At 56.2% G+C, this 15,899-nt stretch carries 11 protein-coding genes; 4 read left to right on the top strand and 7 right to left on the bottom strand.

Translation table 11 applies throughout. From position 1 onward, the window contains the following. Positions 1–274: 274 nt before the first annotated feature. Genes P3T18_RS14895 through P3T18_RS14885 form a run of 3 tightly spaced genes read left to right on the top strand, consistent with a single transcriptional unit; the run spans position 275 to position 6,063 of the window. Positions 275–3,472 (top strand): efflux RND transporter permease subunit, encoded by a 3,198-nt coding sequence (locus tag P3T18_RS14895; RefSeq protein WP_429300680.1) that lies wholly within the window; start codon positions 275–277, stop codon positions 3,470–3,472. Further along, positions 3,462–4,649, top strand: a complete 1,188-nt coding sequence (locus tag P3T18_RS14890) for an efflux RND transporter periplasmic adaptor subunit (RefSeq protein ID WP_429300679.1) — start codon at positions 3,462–3,464, stop codon at positions 4,647–4,649. The genes P3T18_RS14895 and P3T18_RS14890 overlap by 11 nt, the downstream gene beginning before the upstream one ends. After that, positions 4,642–6,063, top strand: coding sequence for an efflux transporter outer membrane subunit (locus tag P3T18_RS14885; RefSeq protein WP_429300678.1), 1,422 nt, complete (start codon positions 4,642–4,644; stop codon positions 6,061–6,063). The genes P3T18_RS14890 and P3T18_RS14885 overlap by 8 nt, the downstream gene beginning before the upstream one ends. A gap of 113 nt (positions 6,064–6,176) precedes the next feature. On the opposite strand, the gene P3T18_RS14880 is transcribed toward P3T18_RS14885, so the two are convergent. From P3T18_RS14880 to P3T18_RS14860, 5 genes are all read right to left on the bottom strand, one after another. Further along, entirely contained in the window at positions 6,177–6,779 is a 603-nt protein-coding gene (locus P3T18_RS14880) for a MarR family winged helix-turn-helix transcriptional regulator (RefSeq protein ID WP_429300677.1), read from the bottom strand. A 149-nt stretch (positions 6,780–6,928) separates the two neighbouring features. Then, positions 6,929–7,537, bottom strand: a complete 609-nt coding sequence (locus tag P3T18_RS14875) for a TetR/AcrR family transcriptional regulator (protein WP_429300676.1) — start codon at positions 7,535–7,537, stop codon at positions 6,929–6,931. A gap of 244 nt (positions 7,538–7,781) precedes the next feature. Next, the gene (locus P3T18_RS14870; RefSeq protein ID WP_429300675.1) at positions 7,782–8,210 is read right to left on the bottom strand and encodes a hypothetical protein; all 429 of its coding nucleotides are present in this window, start codon (positions 8,208–8,210) and stop codon (positions 7,782–7,784) included. A gap of 334 nt (positions 8,211–8,544) precedes the next feature. Next, positions 8,545–10,254: a lactate permease LctP family transporter gene (locus P3T18_RS14865; RefSeq protein ID WP_429300674.1), complete on the bottom strand. Its 1,710-nt coding sequence runs from the start codon at positions 10,252–10,254 to the stop codon at positions 8,545–8,547. A 438-nt stretch (positions 10,255–10,692) separates the two neighbouring features. After that, on the bottom strand, positions 10,693–11,616 hold the full coding sequence (locus tag P3T18_RS14860; protein ID WP_429300673.1) for a LysR family transcriptional regulator: 924 nt from the start codon (positions 11,614–11,616) through the stop codon (positions 10,693–10,695). A 324-nt stretch (positions 11,617–11,940) separates the two neighbouring features. On the opposite strand from P3T18_RS14860, the gene P3T18_RS14855 reads away from it, so the two are divergent. Beyond that, a complete protein-coding gene (locus P3T18_RS14855) occupies positions 11,941–13,095 on the top strand; it encodes an alpha-hydroxy acid oxidase (protein ID WP_429300672.1) in 1,155 nt (384 codons plus the stop codon). A gap of 164 nt (positions 13,096–13,259) precedes the next feature. Here P3T18_RS14855 and P3T18_RS14850 read toward each other — a convergent pair whose 3' ends face one another. After that, positions 13,260–14,429: a pyridoxal phosphate-dependent aminotransferase gene (locus tag P3T18_RS14850; RefSeq protein ID WP_429301103.1), complete on the bottom strand. Its 1,170-nt coding sequence runs from the start codon at positions 14,427–14,429 to the stop codon at positions 13,260–13,262. Continuing rightward, the gene (locus P3T18_RS14845; protein WP_429300671.1) at positions 14,429–15,637 is read right to left on the bottom strand and encodes a trans-sulfuration enzyme family protein; all 1,209 of its coding nucleotides are present in this window, start codon (positions 15,635–15,637) and stop codon (positions 14,429–14,431) included. Before P3T18_RS14845 ends, P3T18_RS14850 begins: the two co-directional genes overlap by 1 nt. Positions 15,638–15,899 lie beyond the last annotated feature (262 nt).

Below are 15,899 nucleotides of genomic sequence, written 5' to 3'. Positions count from 1 at the left end.
GAACCTTCCATCCAAATACCCGCTAGCGCAAGCTGGGTAACATGTTGTTGCTCCGATAGACGAGGATATTCTTGGCGCCCGCAGCTAGTATCCGTTCGCCAGCCGCCCGAGATTGGCACGCTGATTCGCCGCACGTTCAGAGTCCCGCCTTTTCGCCTTCGATTCCGATGGATGAAGGTGACGGTCAGAGTACTGACTCGTCACGCAGGCAAGCATTGCATCGGTTCGTCGGTACTAGCGCTGAATAGTTAAACATCGTGACCCTGGATACCCCATGTTAGGCCTTGTCCGAACTGCTCTGCGACGACCGTATACGTTCGTCGTTCTGGCGATCCTCATTCTTATCATTGGACCGCTTGCTGCCCTGCGCACCCCAACCGACATTTTTCCAGACATCAGGATTCCGGTTATTGCTGTTGTATGGCAATACACGGGCCTGCCCCCCGACCAGATGGCGGGTCGAATCACATCGCCTTTCGAACGGGTGCTGACGACGGTGGTCAACGATGTTCAGCACATCGAGGGTGAGTCGCTGGCAGGTTATGGCATTGTCAAAATCTATTTCCAGCCCGGCGCTGACATCCGGTCCGCCAACGCCCAGGTTACCGCTGTTTCACAGGCCATTCTCAAGCAGCTTCCACCTGGCATTACGCCCCCGCTGGTGCTCAACTACAGCGCTTCGACTGTACCAATCATCCAGTTGGCGCTGTCGGGTAAGGGACTCACGGAGCAAAACCTCGGCGATATCGGGCTCAACGCTTTGCGTCCAAGGCTAACTTCTGTGGCCGGGGCTTCGCTGCCATACCCTTACGGCGGTAAAACGCGTCAGATTCAGATCAACCTCAAGCCGAACGCGCTCCAGGCGCGGGGGTTGTCCGCCCAGGATGTATCGAATGCGCTGGCTGCCCAGAATCTCATTACGCCAATCGGCACTGAGAAGATTGGCAGCTTTGAGTACACGCTGCAGCTAAACGATGCCCCGTCAACCATTGCCGCGTTCCAAGCCATACCAGTCAAAACAGCGAATGGAACCGCTGTCTATATGCGGGACATCGCTGATGTGACTGACGGCAGTCCACCGCAGACGAACATCGTGCACGTGAACGGAAGTCGCTCCGTGCTGATGACAATCCTGAAGAACGGGTCTGCATCCACCCTTGCGATTATTTCGGGAATCAAGAACCGAGTAGTTGATGCGAAGTCCTCCCTGCCGCCTAATCTGCAGATTGACCCAATTGGCGACCAGTCAATATTTGTCCAGTCGGCAATCACGGGGGTTGCGCGAGAAGGCGTGATCGCAGCCGTCCTGACAAGTCTGATGATTCTTCTCTTCCTTGGAAGCTGGCGCTCGACCATCATCATCGCCACCTCGATTCCGCTTGCAATCCTCGGCTCCATTGCCATTCTGTCTGCATTGGGTGAGACGCTCAACATCATGACACTCGGAGGGCTGGCGCTCGCGGTCGGGATTCTCGTTGACGATGCCACCGTCACAATTGAAAACATCAATTGGCATCTGGAACAGGGAAAACAGGTTGACGAGTCAATTCTGGACGGCGCCGCGCAGATTGTGACGCCTGCCTTCGTCTCCCTGCTATGCATCTGCATTGTTTTTGTGCCGATGTTCTTTCTGAACGGCATCGCCCGGTTCCTGTTTGTCCCGATGGCCGAGGCGGTTATCTTTGCGATGATCTCCTCATTTATCCTCTCGCGCACGCTCGTGCCGACCATGGCCAAGTATCTTCTGAAACCGCATGTCCACGATGAGCATGCAGGCCATCAACGCGTTTCGCGCAACGCGCTTGTTCGCTTCCAGCGTGAGTTCGAACGCGTATTCGAAAAGCTCCGTGCACGTTATCAATTGCTGCTCGAACTTGCGCTAACAAATCGCAGGATTTTCGTCAGCTGCTTCTTCGCGTTCGTTCTCGTCTCGTTTGGACTCGTGCCGCTTCTGGGACGAAACTTCTTTCCCTCAGTGGATGCCGGCCAGATCCTGCTGCACGTACGTGCACCGGTCGGTATGCGTGTTGAAGACACAGCGCAGGTATTTTCAAGCGTCGAGAACCAGATCCGAACTATTATCCCCGCGTCAGAAGTTGGTACTGTTGTTGACAATATCGGGCTGTCTATCAGCGGTATCAACACCGCGTACAACAACACTGGCACGATTGGTTCGCAGGACGGCGATATCCAGATATCCCTGAAAGAAGGACATCACCCGACTGCCGACTATGTCCGCGAAATGCGGGAGAAGTTGCCTCACGAATTCCCCGGCACGACGTTCTCATTCCCGCCGGCCGATATTGTCAGTCAGATCCTTAATTTTGGCGCTCCCGCTCCGATTGACCTGCAGGTCCGTGGCAACAATCTCTCTGCCAACTTCCGGTATGCCGACCGGCTGTTGCGTCAGATTCGTCGGATTCCAGGTGTTGTAGACGCGCGCATCCAGCAGTCACAAGGCAACCCACAGTTCAATATCGACGTGGACCGAACTCAGGCGCAGCTTGTTGGGATCACTGAGCGAGACGTGACGAACAGTCTTGTCGTCAACCTTGCTGGCTCGAGTCAGATTGCGCCTACCTACTGGTTGAATCCTGCGAACGGCGTTTCTTATCCAATCGTGCTGCAGACACCGCAGTACGCCCTGACCTCATTGCCAGCGCTGAAAAACCTGCCGCTCACGGGCACCAACGCCTCTGCTGACCGGCAGATTCTTGGTGGCATTGCCTCGGTGAACAGAACCACAAGCAACGTGGTGGTCAACCAGTACGACATCCAGCCTCTGGTCGAAATCTATGCCGCGACACAGGGTCGGGATCTCGGATCGGTAGCGGCGGATATCCAGAAGGTCGTCGCAGCGAACGAGAGCGCCCTTCCTGCGGGGTCCAAGACTGTGTTGCTTGGACAGGTACAGACAATGAACGATGCATTCAGCGGGATGTTGTTTGGCCTGCTTGGTGCCGTGGTTCTTATCTACCTGTTGATCGTCGTGAACTTCCAGTCGTGGGCTGACCCTTTCGTTATTGTGACTGCGCTGCCTGCGGCGCTCGCGGGAATTGTCTGGATGCTGTTCGGAACCGGCACACCCATGTCGGTGCCTGCGCTGACAGGCGCGATCATGTGTATGGGCGTAGCCACAGCCAACGCAATCCTTGTAGTGAGCTTTTGCCGTGAGCAGTTAGCGATACACGGGGACCCGTTCCGCGCCGCACTGGAGGCCGGTACCACCCGCTTCCGTCCTGTTTTGATGACCGCTCTTTCCATGATTATCGGGATGGCTCCGATGGCACTCAGCTTGGGCGAAGGCGGCGAGCAGAACGCTCCGCTCGGCCGCGCGGTGATCGGTGGCCTGATTTTCGCCACCACCGCCACGCTTCTCCTGGTCCCGGCAATTTTTTGCATGATTCATTCCCGTCAACGTCGCGCTCCCGGCCCGACGCCCGCTTCCCGAGGTCCCGTCAATGTCGTCTGAACCCGTAATTCATGGCGTGCCGCCCCGTCGCAAAACACTGGTCGCTACCGGCGTAGGGCTTGCTATCGCTGCGGCAATCGTAATCACTGGCGTGACGCTCCGTGCAGTTGATGCCGCAAAGCTCAAGAACTGGACCGAAGCAAGGGCAATTCCCTCTGTGACGGTAATCCAGGCCGTGAGCGCGAAGGAAGGTTCTCCGCTGGAACTGCCGGGCCGACTACAGGCTTTCACCACAGCCCCCATCTATGCACAGGTGAGCGGCTATCTGAAGTCGTGGAGCGTCGACATCGGCGATCGGGTGACGCAGGGACAGTTGCTGGCGGTGATTGATACGCCTGAGCTTGACCAGCAGCTCCTTCAGGCCAAGGCAGATCTCGAGAGTGCCACGGCCGACGAGTCTCTCGCGAAAACGACTGCGGCCCGTTGGCAGGCACTCCTGGGCTCCGACTCCGTATCGCGCCAAGAGGTAGATGACCGGACCGCCGATGCTACAGCGAAAATTGCGAAGGTGCGCGCAGCGCAGGCGAACGTAGACCGCCTGATGGCCTCCAAAGCCTTCGCGCGAATCACAGCGCCGTTTTCTGGTGTGGTCACTGCGCGTAACACAGATGTCGGTGCGCTTATCAACACGGGTAGCGGCGCGGGTTTGCAGCTCTTCACGGTCTCTGACGTCAGCCGTCTTCGGGTATACGTGCGCGTGCCGCAGGACTACGCGGCCCTGGTCCGCTCAGGAACCACAGCCCTGCTGACGGTACCGGATCATCCCGGAGAAAAATTCACTACAAAAATTATCGGACTGGCGGACGCAGTCAATGCCGAGTCGGGCACCACTCTGGTACAGCTTCTTGTCGACAACTCCGACAGAAAACTCTTGCCCGGCGGCTATGCAATGCTTCACTTTACCCTGCCGCTTCAGGGACAGGCGCTGCGGATTCCGGCGACCGCGCTGATTTTCGACGATCACGGAACACGGGTCGCCACCGTCGATGCGAACAACCGCGTTGAATACCGAACTGTCGCAATCAAAGAAGACCTCGGAAGTGCGGTTGAAATCGGGTCAGGCCTGCAGACGGGTGAGCGTGTGATCGATACTCCTCCGGACGGACTGACCCAGGGAGACGTCGTGCAGGTAGTCACCACACCGGCTGGCAAGAAAAAGGCAAGCGCCCATGAATAAGCGGCCGATCTGCGTGATGTTAACGGCGTTTTTTGTCGCCGGATGCTCGCTTGCCCCCGAATACAAGATGCCCGATGTTCCGGTCGCAGCGACGTACAAGGAAAGTGGCCCTTGGGTCGCCGCGACACCGGCCGACCAGATCGACCGAGCGGGCTGGTGGAAAACGTATAACGAGCCGGAGCTCGACTCCCTTGAGCAACAGCTCATTCAGAGCAATCCCGATCTGAGCGCGGCCCTTTCCCACTATGCTGCCGCGCAGGCTTTTGTGAGACAGACGCAATCTGACCTGTACCCGCAGGTTGGCGCAGTCGGAAACGCCCAACGCGACCGCGAGTCCGACACCCGGCCGCTGCGGGGAGCGACATCTCCGGCAGACTACAACTCCGCGACGCTTGGCGTAGAGGTCGATTACGAGGTAGATCTGTGGGGGCGCGTGCGCGACTCTGTCGCGGCTGGCAAGGACGAAGCAGACGCAACAAAGGCCGACCTCGCGTCGGTCCAGCTTAGCCTGGAAGCGCAGCTAGCCGAAAGTTACATCCAGCTCCGTGGATTCGACCAGGAGCTTCGGCTGTTATCCCAGACCGCTGACGAGTACCAGAGAGCATTGACACTGACTGAGGCCCGGCACACGGGAGGGGTAGGAAACGGTTTGGACGTCGCCAGAGCCAAGTCGCAATACTCGTCAGCGCAATCACAGTTGTCGCAGGTAACTGCAATGCGCGCGGTGACGGAACACACCATTGCGGTATTGGTTGGTGCATCCGCCTCAGATTTTTCATTGCAGCCAGATTATGCTCCCATCACGGTTCCGCAGGTCCCGTTGAGCCTGCCCTCTGCTTTGCTCCAACGCCGCCCCGACATCGCGGCTGCCGAAAGACGCGTTGCAGAAGCTAACTCCAAGATCGGTGTCGCACGAGCGGCGTACTTCCCCTCCTTGACGCTGAGCGCGCAGGGCGGACTCCAAAGCTCAATCTATGGAGATCTTCTAAGCGCACCAAGCTCATTCTGGGCAATCGGACCCTCTCTTGCGACTTACATTTTTGACGGTGGGAAGCGTCGGGCTCAGGTCGACTCTGCCAAGGCCGCAACAGAAGAAGCCGGTGCAAAATATCGCGGAGTCGTTCTAGCCTCGTTCAAGGAGGTGGAGGACAATCTATCCCTGTTGTCAAATCTCGGAACGGCCTTGGGGCAGCAGCAAGATGCCGCAAGCGAGGCTGACGTATCCGTGAACCTCGCGCTTGAGCGGTACAAGCGCGGCACGGTCAGCTATCTGGACGTGGTACAGGCGCAGACGACTGCGCTCGACGCACAACGCGCTGTCATCAACGTCCAGACACAGCAACTCGGAGCTGATGTCGGACTGATCCGGGCGCTTGGCGGTGGCTGGTCCAAAGACGACCTTGCGAGAAGCTAGCCGCGTGGGCGCTGTACCTAGGAATCGGCGAGGCGCCCCATCTAGCATCATCTGCTTTCCCTTTCTACCTTGAGCTAAGTCAGATCTCAAATCTCATTTAAATGTATATACATCTATTTGTCTTCGTTTTGACGCGTTAGCGACTCTAGCGAATGCAGCCACCGCTCGCTCGAGCTCAGCGGGTTGGCTTTTGCCGCCACTACTACATGAGCCTCGCGACGACCATCCACACAGTTCACGATCATCTCCTCGAGCATCTCCCGCAACGCCGCCTTTCGGTCCTCCGCAAATGTTGTCAGCGCGGAATCGACGACTTCGTGGAGAATCTTGGGAAACTGTACGGCGACCTCACGACCAGATCTGGTCAGTTGCAGCTCCAGCACACGGCGGTCTGAGTCCGACCGAACGCGCGTAATCAGTCCCCTCTCTTCTAGGACCGTCACAAGTCGCGACGTGCTCGCCATGTCCATCCCGCTGCCCAGCGCAATCGCTTTCATGGATGCCGACCTGTTCGTACCAATCAAAAAAAGGACATTGGCTTGAGCGCTTGACACGCCCAGATTTGCCATCAATCTTTTGTTAGTCCGGCTCGAGAGGGAAAGACGGGCACGGCCAAGAAGAAAACCAACGTTGCGCGTCAGTTCAGTGACGTCAGGGAAGGCCCTTTCTTTCTGATCACATGAAGCGGTTGCGTCTACGCCCTTTTTAATGCCCATTACCCAACTCCTGCACTCTAATTGCTAACTTCGACCATGCGACACCAATCTTTTGCGGCAAAGGCACTCCTGCTGGCCCCCGCGTTGGAGCGAAACTGATCACAGGAAAGACATTATTCGGGCAGAGTTATGTGACACCATCAGTGGCCTCATTCGCCCTCTAGCGGCCGTTCAGCATCCATCACGAGGTAGTTCCTAGCCGCATCGAGAATTTCGTCCGAAAGAGGGTCACCACTCACTGCCCTGGAAAGCGTCAGCGCTCCTACTAGCATCGATAGTCGCACTAGCGCCTGTTGTCGTACGCGCCTGGATTTGCGACGCTTTGAGAAAGACATCAGTGTCTCGATCAATCCGAGAACACCGCGCTTATACGCCTGTTTCAAGGGGCTACCTTCCGGCTCACGACTCACATCACCAGACAAAGCCGTCATCGGACAGCCGTTACCAAAGTCATCACGCTGAGCTGCACTCAAAAAATGTTGCGAGAGCCTTTTGACCAGTATGGCTTCATCTGCGGCGCCGTCATCGAAAGCTTTCCACCGCCCGAGCGACTGCTCAAACGTCTGAACGCAGGCAATCGTAGCCAGTGCGTCCTTCGATTCAAAATGCCCGTAAAAGCCGCCGTGCGTTAAACCCGCGCTAGCCATGATTTCTGCGACGGACACACCGTTAATCCCTCTTTCTTTGAAAAGCCGGACTGATTCCCGCTGGATAAGGGAACGATGTTTCTCAACCTGCTCGCGAGACGCTCGAGGCATGCTAACTCTCTCTTATATCAAGACCCCATGATACATGACCACCAACATCTTTTTGTGGCCTCTCTTCGCTCGCGAGGGACTCGGGGCAGGCTGCCAAACTATCTCGCAGCCGCGATTGAGGAGATAGCGCAGGGATATTCCCAATCTTCTTTTTCGCAGGAATTCTGGTGCTCAGTATCGGCTTGGCGTGAGGACGCGTGTTGTAAAAAAATTAAGCTTGCGAGTGGTCTTGGCAGGAACTAGTTCAATAGACTGACATATATGCCCTGTCTGCTGCAGACAGCGAGTCAATCCAGTTGCTGGACGGGATTGACGGCGCTGCCCTTGTTTCGCCCTTGAAAACGGCCGTTAGCTTTGTCAGAAAGACCGAGGTCGGGTCAACGGAGCCATTGCTTTCCTGGGCAAGCAACTTCGCGACGCCGGCCCGCATTTGATATTTCTGCGACTGGGTGTGGTCGACCGCGATGTGGCCATGCGCAAACATAGGAAACTCTCGCTCGCCCGCCTCCTTCATGCGGAGGGCTACCTCCGGAACCTCATTGAACAAAACCGGGACGGGCTCTGTTGTGCTTTGAAATACCCTGGCGTACAAGGCATTTATTTTTACGGCCAGCGACTGTTTCGCTTGATGGCCGAGACGCCCTTCTGGCGCTGTTACGATAAATACTGACATTTGTTAACCTCCAGATCAGCTTCGGCAAATGCGGACACATCGACCTGCCCGTGTTGTCTTGCTCTACACGCGCACCGCCCTTGTTGGGAGTCGAAATGCCCGGCAACATCGCGAAACAGACAGGACAAAAAAACCAAACAAATGGGTGCATATGCATCTATTAAGTATAAACCTAATTTCAGATATGCGCGTAAAGCAACCGCTCGTCATACCTTGGCCAGCGACGCGTGGACACGTCGCTGGCCAAGGTAGAAAAATCGCAATCGGATCCGCTTAACTCCCACTTGCATCGGCGGTGCGAAGACCTGAGGTGCGCCCTCTCCAGCCTGCCGATTCAGGGAATCATCCACGAAAGCCAGTACGCCTGAATGAACGTTATTGCGCCAATTACGGTAACGAGAGCGACGCTTCGTCGCAGCGTAAAGCGCAACAATTCAGATTCCCTGCCAACAAGACCGGTAGCTGCGCACGCGATCGCGATAGATTGCGGCGATATCATCTTGCCTGCGACGCCGCCAGTAGTATTTGCGGCTACCAGCAGGTTCCCGGGCACACCTATCTGCTGCGCGGTGGCCGCCTGAAGTGAGCAGAACAGCGCGTTAGAAGATGTATCGGAGCCGGTCAGGAAGACCCCGATCCAGCCTAGAAACGCTGAAAAGAACGGAAACGCTGCGCCTGTCTGGGCAAGTAACAGAGCGAGCGTAGAGGACATCCCGGAAAAATTTTCGACAAATGCGAAAGCAAGTACGAGTCCGATTGAAAATATTGGCGCTCTCAGTTCTTTAAGTGTCGCCGCGAACGCTTTCGCACCCTCGCGAAGCGGGAGCTTGAGAAAAAGCATTGATAGAAGCGCCGCCACGAAAATTGCTGTGCCCGTCGCACCAATGGTGTCGATACTCAGTACGGCCGGCACCTTCACCGGATGACTGACAATCGGTGCAACCCTTTGCGTAAGCAGATCAAGGTGAGGGATGTGAAATACAAACGTCGTCCTGTTCAATGTATGCCCCGTTTGAAAGAGCGATTTGAACGGACCATAGCTCCAAAGAGACACGCAGGCAGTCAAGATGACGAAGGGTGACCAAGCCTTGCAAATCTGCAAGCTGGAATACCGACTTGTATTTCTCGCACCCACGCGCCCCACACGGCTACCTGTGAAAGGCGAATGAGCGGACAAGACTGCTCCGCCGCCCACCGCGCCAGTCGTCGTCGCGGCCGACCTGACGGTTTTCGGTTGCCAGACATTCAAGAACGCAGTCAGCGAAACCAGACTCACCAGAGCTGACGCGACATCCGGCAACTCAGGGCCTAAATAGTTTGACGTCAGGAACTGTGTGATGGCAAAGCTGCCCCCCGTAACCAGGGCTGCTGGCCAAGTTTCCTTCACGCCCTTAACTCCGTCCATTATGAAAACCAGCCAGAAAGGAATCAGGAACGACAGAAAGGGTAACTGGCGCCCAGCCATTGCAGCAATAGCTGCAGGATCATGTCCTGAAACCTGGCCCGCGACGAAAATAGGGATGCCCAACCCTCCGAACGCCACCGGGGCCGTATCGGCGATCAGGCAAAGCCCTGCAGCGTAGAGTGGATTGAAGCCCAGCCCGACCAGCAATGCTGAGGTGATGGCTACCGGTGCCCCGAAACCAGCGGCCCCTTCAAGAAAAGCTCCGAAGGAAAACCCTATCAACAAGACCTGTAGTCGGCGATCGTCAGTCAGCGAAATTATGGATCCGCGAATTACATCAAACTGGCCTGATCGAACCACTACCTTGAACAGGAAAACGGCGGTCACGATGATCCACGCAATCGGCCACAAACCATACGTAAATCCAAAGAGCGCGGCTGCCGTCACTCGATCGACAGGCATATGGAATACGAAAGCCGCGATTCCGATTGAAAGCGCCAGCGTGATTCCACTAGCCACGTATCCTCGAAGCTTGAAAACAGCTAGCAAAGTGAAGAAGCTCACGATCGGTATTACCGCAAACACGGAGGACCACAGCAGACCGCCTATTGGTAAGTACTCCTGACTCCATGCATTCATATATGTCTCCAGTATTGATTTTGTGTTTTAGAAAAATGGATTCTCCAGCCGCGAATAGAGCGGTGCGTGGGAAACGATGAAAGATGACGCAAAAATAAGTGCGTATAGCTCACGGAAGACTGGGCAGCGAAAAACGAATGTCCAAGCTGCTCAGTCTATGAAATGCAATGTCTCCTCCTCACGATCAGACAGACGCCCGTCGCTACGTCAAATCCTCTTGATCGAGAATAGAGACGAAGGATGCTTGCCGCAAGCTCATAATTGTCATGAACTACATGCCTGAGAAGAATAGTCCGGCGCCGCCGACGCTGGCGAGTGCCCCGGACTTGGTGGTCCGCGACCTCACATATCGAAATTGACACTAACGCATGCTGGCCATCAGAAGATGGCCCGGTGGCATGCGCCATTTGTCGCCGATGCGTTGCAATAATTTACTGGTCAATGATTGCCCGGTTCCGATAACGCCGATGCGTGTTTGCGAAACGACTCGACTACGGAGTCTTCCAGCAGCTTGACCGCCCGCTTCAGGTTACCCATCTGGTTTCGAGAAACGAGCCATACATCTAGGGATAGCGAGAAGTCGCGCATCTTGACCACACTCAGCTCGTCCTTCCATTGACTGCGAGCCAGGACGTCCTTCGGTACAAGCCCCAGTCCCATACCCGCCGAAATCAGGCGCAACTGCATCTCGGTACCGTGGGTGTCGACGCTAAGTCTTAGCCTGCGCCCCGCTTCGTCCATGGCACGCTCCAGTGCCGCGCGATAACCACAACCCAGCGGATTTAGAATCCAATCTTGACCGGCAAGAGAGTTGATGGTTGCCGATCCGGTAACGACTGGTTTCTTGCGGCTTTGCACAACCATAACATCGAGCGTGGCAACGTAACGACAGGCGAGTTCATCAGGGGGGGGCGCCCTCTTTGTTAGCATCAGAACGGCCGCGTCGAGGGCACCGCTCTCAATCATCTGATGCAAACCGGAACTCCAGTCGGTGTGCAGGCGAACGTCAAGCGAGGGAAACTCCGTTTTCGTGCCCATCACGGCGTCAAACATCGCAATGTCCGCGACGACCTGTGGCAGTCCGAAACGGAGCGTTCCGGACGGCGGAGCGTCTTCGCGCGATAGCTCAACAAGCCGCTCAAAATTCTGTAGGAGCGGAATGGCCTCCTCAAATACGCGGTTTCCCAATGATGTTGGCTTCGGCGGTTTGAAATTTCGGTCGAACAGCTCAGCCCCGAGCATTTCCTCGAGTCTCTGAATACGCTTTGACACGGCCGATTGACTGACGCACAGCACATCGGCCGCGCGTGTCAGATACTCCTCATTTACCACAGTTACAAACGACTTTAGCTCATCAATCATAATTCCATCCTGGCATGACGTTCTTGACAATTATGCGCTTGCCGGAATATCTGGGCAAGCCTACTCTGTACCCTTAATTCGCTGACCGAATGTCGAACACGACCAGGCCGCCGTCGCTGAGCAGCGCCGAGGTTGGCGTCAATGGCCGTTAGTCGGGCCATCACCGACGGTACTCACGCGAGCGTGAAAACCGAAGGAACGGCATCAGACACCGCTGGGCGCTTTCGCTTGCGAGCTCTGCTCGTTCCGGCAAATGCAATATGGGCGCTAGTGATAGCAACGGCAGGGGCAGCGCCCTGCTTTCAAAAAATGGAGACTCTGCTGATGACACGACCAAATGTATTACGCAAAGCGACTAGCATCGACGACCTTCGCAATATCGCACGTCGACACGTACCACGCGCCTTTTTTGAATACGCGGATCACGGCTCGTACACACAGTCCACAATGCGCGCAAACCGCTCCGATCTGGAAGCCATCAGGCTGCGCCAGCGCGTCGCTATCGACGTTGATAGCCGCGATCTGAGCACGACAATTATTGGCGAGCGTGCGGAGCTCCCGCTTGCACTGGCGCCGATTGGACTATGTGGTATGCAGTATGGTGACGGTGAAATTCTCGCAGCCCGAGCAGCACAGGAAGCCGGCATTCCGTTTTGTTTGAGCACGATGTCAATCTGCTCGATTGAAGACGTGGCCGCCGCAGTGGACAAGCCCTTCTGGTTCCAGTTGTATGTGATGCGTGACAGGGGATTCGTGCGCTCTCTCATCGAGCGCGCAATTGAAGCAAAGTGCAGCGCACTCATGCCAACACTTGATCTTCAGATTCTCGGTCAACGTCACTGCGACATAAAGAACGGCATGACAGTCCCGCCGGAAATCACGTTCTCGAATGTCATGGACGTGGCTACAAAACCATCTTGGGCATGGAGCATACTTAAGGGCAAGCGCAAGACATTTGGCAATATCGCCGGTCACATCAGCGGAATGGATAGCGTCAACACGCTTGCTCAATGGATGTCCCAGCAATTCGACCCGACTTTGAACTGGAAAGACATGGACTGGATCCGCAGTATCTGGCCCGGCAAGATCATTCTCAAAGGCATTATGGATGTCGAGGACGCAAAAATTGCCGCAAGTCTTGGCGTGTCGGCTATCGTCGTCTCGAACCATGGAGGGCGGCAGCTCGACGGAGCCAAGTCATCTATCTCTGAGCTCGAGAAAATCGTCGATGCAGTTGGCTCCGATGTGGACGTGATGTTTGACGGTGGTATTAGAACAGGCCAGGACGTACTGCGCGCCCTCGCACTCGGCGCAAAGTCATGCATGGTTGGACGTGCATTTGTCTACGGCTTGGGGGCCGGCGGTCAAGCTGGTGTGAGCAAGGCGATCGACATTCTGAAGAAAGAACTCGATGTTTCGATGGCATTGACGGGAACGCGGTCGGTGAGGGAAATAACGTCGGGAATTCTCGCGCACTAGGTCCGCGAACGGGCCGCGCTTGCGGGCTCGGCGTGCTTGCAAAGTACAGCGCAAGTCTCAAAAACCCAGTCGCGCAATCGCGCGACTGGCAATCATTCGCGTCCTCGGTGCAGGCCCACCCTGCACCGAGGACGCAGAATCCGTGCTTTTGGCACGGCCGACTCTCAGTTCTGCATGTGCGCCCTTTCCCGAATGAACGCGATTATGGCGTCTATCCCGCGCTCAAGATCATCGAGCCCGGTTGCGAACGAAATCCGGATACTGTACCGCGATGTTGCGCCGAACGTTCCACCCGGAGCCACCGCCACCCCTTTCTCTGCCAGAAGCCCATCGACGAATTCGTCTGAGTCCATGCCGGTCCGTGAGATGTCGAGCATCGCGAAGAATCCCCCGGTAGGCGTTGCCTGAAGTATTCCTGCTGACTTCAATCGCTCCATTACGGCGCCCATCCGGTGTTGATAGACTCGTCGCATTTCCACAACTGAGTTTTGTGGTCCTCGAATGGCTGCCAGTGCTGCAAATTGGGAGGGCGCCGGTGGGCAGGACGTAGTTGGCTCGACGAGCGCCACGCCTGCCGCGACGACCTCCGCATGCGCGACGAGCCAGCCAATCCGCCATCCCGTCATTGCGTAGCTCTTCGATACCCCTGAGATGAGCAGCACGCGTTCTTTAGGCGCCACCTCTAGCATGCTGACGTGGCGCCCCTCAAAAACCATGTCCTCGTACACCTCGTCGGAAAGAATATAGAGCCCATGTCTCTGGGCGAAATCCGCGACCTGCCTCAGCGTCTCGGCCGACCACGAAACGCCCGTAGGGTTGCCGGGGGTGTTGACGAATATCACCCGTGTTCTAGGCGTCACAAGCCTTTCAAGCGAGTCAAAGTCAGGTTCGTACGCGTTATTGGCGAGCAGCGGATAACGGATAGACTCTGCTCCCGCCATCGTTACGGCGCTGTGATAGTTTGGCCAGCCTGGGTCGGGCACCAGAACGCTATCTCCTGACTCGAGAATTGCTGAGAGCGCCAGGTAAATCCCATTCACGGCGCCAGTCGTAATGAGGACCTCATTGGGCAGAAGGTCACATCCCGTTCGCTCGTTTATCCTGTTCGCAACGGCAGTCCGCAGTTCCGACACACCTGCGCAAGCGGTGTAGCCGGTCTTGCCTTCGGAGACCGCCATCGAGGCAGCTTCCTGAATGTGTTTCGGGGTTGGAAAGTCGGGCTGTCCGACTTCAAGGTGAATGATCTCTCGCCCACTCGCTTCCGCCTCTGCGGCCAGTAACATCACACGCCGGATGCCGGAGCGTGTCAAAGCTTCAATCCGGCTCGATATCATCACGCGACCTCCAGGGCTTGCCGGATATCTTTCAGCAAGTCCTCCGTTTCCTCGATACCGGCTGAAAAGCGGATGAGACCAGGACTCACTCCTTGCTTGCTGACAAGCTCCGGTGACAAGCGTCCTAGCCACAGCGCTGCCGGTTGGATCACGAGCGAGTCGACACCGCCAAGGCTTGCCGCATAGAACGGAATCTTTAGCGCTTTGATAAAGCGCTGCCCCGCGTCGAAGCCGCCTTTCAGCTCGAACGTCAACAAGCCACCATAGCCCTTCATCTGCTGACGGGCCAGCGCATACTGCGGGTGCGACTCGAGACCCGGGTAATACACGTGCTCAATTTTTTCGTTCTGCTCCAGCATCTGGGCGATTGCCAGACCATTGCGATTGCTCTGGTCAACACGCATTTTCATCGTTCGAAGACCGCGTAGCACAAGCCATGCGTTGAACGGTGCACACACCCCGCCAAGTGTCATGCCCATATCCCAGACTGCATCAATGTGCTTTTTTGACCCAACTGCCACCCCACCGAGCAGATCATGGTGACCGCCCATATATTTAGTCGCGCTGTGCACAATGATATCGACGCCCAAGTCACCCGGGCGCTGATTAAAGGGCGTCGCGAACGTGTTATCGCATACCGTGGTGATCCCGCTTTTTGCTGCTATCGCACTGACTGCCTTCAGATCAGTAAGTTTCATCGTAGGATTGACCGGCGTTTCGAGCATGAATACTCGCGTATTTGCCTGAATTGCCTGCTCGAAAGCATCCGGATCATCCTGCTCCACAAGCGTGACGCCAACGCCATAGCGCTCGAGCGTCTCGTTCATCAATGTGGTCGTCCCGATGTAGTGGCTCTTTTGCGCGACCACGTGGTCACCCATGCGCAGAAGCGACAACAATGTTGTGGTGATGGCAGCCATACCGGAGGCGAACATGATCCCCGTCTCTTTGCCCTCCATGTCTGCCACAATCATCGCCGCCCGCGATGCAGTCGGATTACCGTGACGGGCGTAGAAGATATCTTTCAGCGGTTCAGTCGCTTTGTTTGCAAAGTCGGCACCGTCCTCCGAAAAATACGTAACCGACTGCATGATTGCTGGGGCTACCCCTGTTCCCGGTTCGAGTGCGCGGTCGATGTGCAAGGCCCGCGTCGCCGGAGAGAACCCTTCATAGTCATGCGCGTTATGGTCGTCAAACTGCTTTGCCATCGAGTTCTCCTTGGATATACATGATCAGGACGTGAGAAATGATTGGCGTGTCCTCCGTCCGTGGCTACGCCGGTGCACGTGCATTAACGATTACAGGCAGACCGGCGACACGTATCAATGTACCGATTCACATCAGGGGCTCTTTGGAGAAAATTGCGCCAAGAAGGTTCGCGCATGGAACGTAGCGCGAGCATGGCTATCGAGGAACGATATGCAGCTAAAAATGCTATACGGTCACCGACCAGATCTGGCGCTCGCGTAT

The organism is Paraburkholderia sp. GAS199, assembly GCF_050436585.1.
Lineage (GTDB): Bacteria > Pseudomonadota > Gammaproteobacteria > Burkholderiales > Burkholderiaceae > Paraburkholderia.
This window is presented reverse-complemented; position numbering and strand designations above follow the sequence as displayed.